The organism is Streptosporangium sp. NPDC006013, from assembly GCF_040614275.1.
Classification (GTDB): domain Bacteria; phylum Actinomycetota; class Actinomycetes; order Streptosporangiales; family Streptosporangiaceae; genus Streptosporangium.
This window is the reverse complement of record NZ_JBEXUE010000562.1, coordinates 1-5,884: the sequence shown is the minus strand read 5'-3', so window position 1 is coordinate 5,884 and position 5,884 is coordinate 1. Positions and strand designations below refer to the sequence as shown.

The 5,884-nt window shown below is 69.7% G+C and carries 5 protein-coding genes; 3 read left to right on the top strand and 2 right to left on the bottom strand.

What is annotated here, in order from left to right:
* The coding region (locus ABZ260_RS44950; RefSeq protein WP_355630336.1) for a glycosyl hydrolase family 28-related protein at window positions 1-2,008 on the bottom strand (2,008 nt) is incomplete at its 3' end.
* Between the two features lie 386 nt (window positions 2,009-2,394).
* Between ABZ260_RS44950 and ABZ260_RS44945 the strand changes: the two genes are divergently transcribed.
* Genes ABZ260_RS44945 through ABZ260_RS44935 form a run of 3 tightly spaced genes read left to right on the top strand, consistent with a single transcriptional unit; the run spans window position 2,395 to window position 5,479 of the window.
* Window positions 2,395-3,849, top strand: coding sequence for a serine hydrolase domain-containing protein (locus ABZ260_RS44945; RefSeq protein ID WP_355630333.1), 1,455 nt, complete (start codon window positions 2,395-2,397; stop codon window positions 3,847-3,849).
* Complete coding sequence (locus tag ABZ260_RS44940) at window positions 3,846-4,823, top strand: histidine kinase (RefSeq protein ID WP_355630330.1); 978 nt, start codon at window positions 3,846-3,848, stop codon at window positions 4,821-4,823. Before ABZ260_RS44945 ends, ABZ260_RS44940 begins: the two co-directional genes overlap by 4 nt.
* Window positions 4,820-5,479, top strand: a complete 660-nt coding sequence (locus ABZ260_RS44935; RefSeq protein WP_355630327.1) for a response regulator transcription factor — start codon at window positions 4,820-4,822, stop codon at window positions 5,477-5,479. Before ABZ260_RS44940 ends, ABZ260_RS44935 begins: the two co-directional genes overlap by 4 nt.
* 28 nt (window positions 5,480-5,507) lie before the next feature.
* Here ABZ260_RS44935 and ABZ260_RS44930 read toward each other — a convergent pair.
* Window positions 5,508-5,884, bottom strand: a 377-nt coding sequence (locus tag ABZ260_RS44930; RefSeq protein WP_355630325.1) for a methylmalonyl-CoA mutase family protein, incomplete at its 5' end; no start/stop codon positions are given.

Here is a 5,884-nt window from a genome sequence, read left to right as displayed (position 1 = left end):
CGGCCGCGCGCGGCGCGACGACCGGCGGACGGTCGTCGCAGGTGATGGTGTTCGGCAGTTCCCACGCTGCGAGCCAGGGGCCGGTGGTGCCGCCCCCGTCGTTGCCGCCGAGGTCCGTCAGCGAGAACTCCGAGCCGGTGGACGGGAAGTTGAACGCCCCGCAGTTGTTGACGCCGACCGCGCCGACGTTGCGGGCGTCCACGTTCTCGAAGGACGCCGAGCCCTTCACCCGGGCGCTGACCACGGAGGTACCGGTGCCGTCGACCCTGATGTCCTTGAAGTGGACGTTGGTGATCGAGTACAGGTCCTTCACCGGCCAGTCGCTGACCAGCATGATCGCGTTGTAGGTGTTGTCGAGGAAGTGGTTGCCGACCACCTGGATGTCGGCGTCGATGTTCTTCTCCAGCGCGTAGAACCAGATGGCTCCCAGGCCGATGTTCCAGTTCAGCTCGTAGGTACCGGCCCGGACCGTGGTGTTGTCCTTGACCCACAGGTGCCCGGCGAAGGCCTCGGCGCCGAAGCGGGAGCCGACCTGGATGGCGCTGCCCTCCCGGATCGGGTCGGCGACGAGGTTGTTCGAGATGGTGTTGTCGGTGCCGCCGTAGACGGCGATGCCGTTCGCGAGGACGGGCGTCTGCACGGTGTTGTGGTCGAAGGTGTTGCCGGCGTTGGAGGTCTTCTCCGACCACATCGCCAGGCCGTCGTCTCCGGAGTTGCGGATGAAGTTGTTCGACACGACCGAGTTCGTGACGCCGGTGTGGAAGTTGAGACCGTCGGCGATCTGGTCGACGATGACGTTGTTGGTGATCTTAAGGTTCGTCATCGGTCCGTCGAACCACAGGCCCACCTTGGTGTGGCGGATGTGGAGGCCGTTGATGGTCGAGTTGCTCATCGCCCCGCCGACGCCGTTCACCTGGTCGGTGTCGATGCGCTCGCGGACGTCGCCTTCGATCGCGAAGCCGGACAGGTGGACGTTGTCGCTGCCACCGGCCGAGGCGTCCTTGCCGTAGAAGCCGACGCCGGTGTGCACCGAGCCGTCGGGGGCCGGCGCGGGCAGTGTGACCTCGCGGCCCTTGATGATCGTGTACCAGTTGCCCGCGCCCTCGATCGTCACGCTGTCGACGATGATGTGGCGGTTCACCTGGTAGGTGCCCGGCGGGATGTAGACCTTGAGACGCTTGCTCTTGGCGAAGGCGATCGCCCTGTCGAACGCGTCGGCGGAGTCGCGCCGCCCGAGCGGGTCGGCGCCGAAGGCCAGCACGTTCGCCGCGACGAGCCTGACGTGCGGAGCGCCGACGAGGTGCGAGTCGAGCAGGTCGATGACCGTCCAGGCGGCGTTGCTCCCGGCGGGAACCGTGAGCCGCACCCTGTCACCGGCGCGGTAGGTCCTGCCGAGCAGGAGGCGCTGCTCGTCGTAGAAGTGGCTCGGGCGGAACGGCTTGGTGATCGCCGGAGTGGGCGTGGTGGCGGCGGGCACGCAGGCGCACTCGGTGATCCACCAGTCGGGGTGGAGCAGGTCGGCGTTCGGGTCGTTGGAGAACGGATACTGGTTGTACAGCCACGCGTACTGCGAGGTGAGGGTCATGGACTTCCTGGCCCCGCCGTTCACCGTGACGTTGAGCGGCGCGGTGATGCCGCCGCCGTTGGGGGCGTCCGGGATGCTGTAGCGCACGGTGATCGCGTTGGCCGCGCGCGGCAGGGTGAACTCGACGTGCTGCCCGGGCGTCAGCTTGACCGCTCTGCGGCCCGACGCCTCCGACGGCAGCGTGTACGCGGTGCGGTCCGGGCCGATGACCGTGCCGTTCGTCGCGGCGTTCTCCGCCTCCTGCTCGGCGAAGTCGACGCTCGCGCCCCGGCCCGCGACGAGTGACGGGTCGAGGCCGGCGCGAGTCACCGCGGGCGTCGAGGCTCCGTTCGCGTTCCTGTCGGCAAGGGCCGTGCCACCGAGCACGACGGTGAGACCGACGGTGAGACCGACGGTGACCGCGGTCACCGCTGCGACCGCCACCGTGGCCCTCCGCGGTGGCCTGCCGGACCACCTCGCCGCGGTTCCTGTGCTGATCCGTGACATCGCATGCTCGTTTCTCTCGGGGGGTGAACACCTCAGGACGCCCGGGGGGAGCGACCGTCCTGAGGTGAGGCGACATTAGGACCCGCGAACCCCGCCCCACAAGGCTCGTGCGAAATAGTTTCGTAATCTTGTTCTCTAGCTGCACCTGTCCATCAAGTTCTTGCAGTAGCTGCCCTGGGTTGTTGTGAAGTTCTCGCGACACACGACCGGCCGGAGGCGAGCCTGACGCCTGTCCGTCCGCACGGGGCACCTGACTTTCGTCGGGGGTGGTCGTGGCCGATCGTCGGATACCCCCGGGGCCGCCGGTTTCTAGGTTCTTCAGCATGAAACGCGACCTCATCGGCCTGGCAGTGGGATTCGGCCTGGCAGTGACCCTGATAGTGAACCTGGCCGCGGTTTCCGCCGCGCAGGCCGGACCACCCGCCGCCGAGCCGACCCCGGCCGACATCGACGCCTACCTGGACAGGACCATGGAGTCCACCGGGCTGCCCGGGATGTCCGTCGTCGTGACGCACGGCGGCAAGATCGTGCACGCCGCCGGATACGGGCGCGACTCGGCCGGCGAACCGGTCACCGAGAACACTCCGATGCGGGTCGCCTCGGTCAGCAAGTCGTTCACCGCCATGGCCGTCATGACACTGGTCGACGACGGCAGGATCTCCCTGGACGAGCCGGTCGCCGGGCGACTGCCGGAGTTCCGCATGGCCGATCGGCGCGCCGCGGGAATCACGGTACGGCAGCTGCTGAACCAGACGTCGGGCCTGTCCGACACCACCGTCGACATCGGCGCGACGGAGAGGTCCAGGTCGCTCGCCGACTACGTGTCCACGCTGAGCACCGGCAGGCTGGCCGCCGACCCCGGTACGCGCTGGGAGTACTGCAACGTCAACTACGACGTGGCCGCCCGGCTGGTCGAGGTCGTCGGCGGACGAGACTTCGGCGACTACCTGCAGCGGCACGTCTTCGGCCCGCTCGGCATGACCGGCAGCGCCGTCAGCGACCAGGCCGTCCAGCCGTCCGAGGGTTTCAACTCGCTGTACGGCGTCTGGGTGCCGCGGCCCGAGCTGCCCGGCTTTCTCAACAACAGCGGTGGCGGCGGAGTCATCAGCACCGCGGCCGACATGGGCAGGTGGCTGATCAGCCAGACCGGCAACGGCGAACAGCTGGTGACGCCGGAGAGCCTTGCGACCATGCACACCCCGTCCCAGGTGCGTGACTACGGCATGGGCTGGGGTTCGGAGACCGTGAACGGCACCAGGCTGCTCGTGCACTCGGGCAACCTGTTCACCTACAACGCGGTGCAGGCGATCGCCCCGGACACCGGGTACGGCTTCGCGGTCATGACCAACAGCGCGGCCCTCCACGACGACACCTACGACGTGCTCGCCGGCCTGGTCGCGATGAGCCGGGGCGGGACGTCAGAGGCGCCGGGCGGGGACCGGCAGGTGTTCGAACTGCTCCTGGGCCTGATCGCGTTGACGGCGGTGGGTCTGGGGGTGCTGGGCGTGCTGCGGTCGCGCCGCTGGGCGAGCAGGCGGGCCGGAAGCCCCGGCTGGTGGATCGCGCTGCGCACGGTCCCGGTGCTGCTGCCGGTGCCGCTGCTCGCCGGGTATCCGGAGCTGATCTCCTTCCTGATGAGAGGCCGGACGGTCACCTGGGAGCAGCTCACCTACTTCGCCGCGCCGATGACGATCACCCTGGTGGTCGCGGCGACGGCGGGAGCCGCCACCACCGCGATGCGGCTGCTGAGGCTGCGATCGGTAGTGTCGACCGGGTGAGAAACGGTGTGATCCTGGTGTCGATCGCGGGGTTCGCCCTGCTCAACGGGCTGAACCTCGACGGCATCCCGACCTGGCGGCAGCTTCTCTTCGCGGTGCTGGCCGTGGCGGCCTACCTGCACGGACGCCACCTGCCGGTACGGCGGGACTGGCTGCTCCTGGCCGTTGCCGCGATACCCGGCGCCGTCCACACCGTGCTGGACTTCTGGACCGGAGTCGGTGCGCTGATGGCCCTCGGCCTGTTCACGGTGCTGCCGTGGCTGGCCGGCCGGTTCCGGCGGCAGCAGGCCGAGTTGGTGAAGGCAGGCCAGGAGCGGGTCGCCCGGCTCCAGCGAGAGCAGGAGCTCATCGCCGAACGCGTCACACTTCGCGAACGCGCCCGTATCGCCGCGGACATGCACGACTCACTCGGCCATGAACTGGCACTGATCGCGCTGCGCGCCGGAGCCCTGGAGCTGGCCGCCGACATGACCGAGCCGAACCGGGAGGCGGCGGCTCAGCTGCGGGCCTCCGCGGTCACCGCGACCGACCGGCTCCGCCACACTCTCGGAGTGCTGCGCGAGGGCGGCTCCATTCCGGCCGAGCCGCCGGACGAGTCCATCGAGACACTGGTTGATCGCGCGCGTGGCGCCGGAATGGCGGTCGCCTTCCACCAGGCCGGTGAGCGCGCGCTCCTGCCGCCGCCGACGGACCGGGCCGCACACCGGGTGGTACAGGAGTCGCTGACCAACGCCGCCCGCCACGCGCCCGGGGCGGACGTACTCGTCCGCCTGGAACGGACCCACGAGACGGTCACCGTCACGGTGCGCAACTCCGCGGCCCCCGGCACGCCGACGCCGGCAGTCGGGGGGAGCGGGATAACAGGCATGCGCGAGCGGGTCCGGCTGCTTGGCGGCACGCTGTCGGCCGGCCCCCATGACGACGGGTTCACCGTGACGGCGCGGTTCCCGGCCAGGCCGGAGGGACACCGATGATCCGGGTGGTGCTGGCCGACGACGAGGCCATGATCCGGGCCGGGGTGAAGTCGATCCTGGCCACCGACGCGGGCATCGAGGTGGTCGCCGAAGCCGCCGACGGGCGCGAGGCGATCGAGTTGACGCGCGCGCACCGGCCGGACATCGCGATGCTGGACATCCGCATGCCCCGACTCGACGGCCTGTCCGCCGCGGCCGAGCTGCGTGCCACCATGCCGCAGGTCGCGGTCATCATGCTGACCACGTTCGACGAGGACGAGTATGTCTCCAGAGCGCTCGACGAGGGCGCCGCCGGCTTCCTGCTCAAGGCCGCCGACCCCCGGGAGCTGATCATCGGGGTACGGGCGGTCGCCGACGGCGCGGCGTACCTGTCGCCGAGGATCGCACGGAAGGTCATCGCGCAGCTGGGCGGCGGCAGGCTCTCCAGGGCGGATACGGCACGCAGGCAGGTGGAGTCGCTGACCGCACGGGAGCGCGAGGTGCTCGCACTCGTCGGCCGGGGCATGTCCAACCAGGACATCGGCCGCGAGCTGTTCCTCTCGGAAGGCACCGTCAAATCCCACGTCAGCGCCATCCTGCTGCGGCTCGGTCTGAACAACCGGGTCCAGGCGGCGATCATCGCCTACGAGGCGGGTCTGGTGTCCGGGGACACCTGACCGAGCACCCCGGCTGGACCACGGTGTCTCAGACGTTGCGCCGGTACTGGCCGCCCACCTCGAAGAGCGCGTCGGTGATCTGCTGCAGGCTGCAGACGCGGGCGGTGTCCATCAGCACGGCGAACATGTTCTCGCCGTCGTGGGCGGCCTCCTTGAGCGCGGCCAGTGCGACGTGCGCCTGCTCGCGGTGGCGTTCCTGGAAGGCGCCGACCCGCTCCAGCTGGGAGCGCTTCTCGTCCTCGGTGGCGCGGGCGAGTTCCACCGGCCCGGCGTTGCGGGCGCCGGCGTCGGGATTGCGGAAGGTGTTGACGCCGATGATCGGCAGGCTGCCGTCGTGTTTACGCTGCTCGTAGAGCATCGACTCGTCCTGGATGCGGCCACGCTGGTAGCCGGTCTCCATCGCGC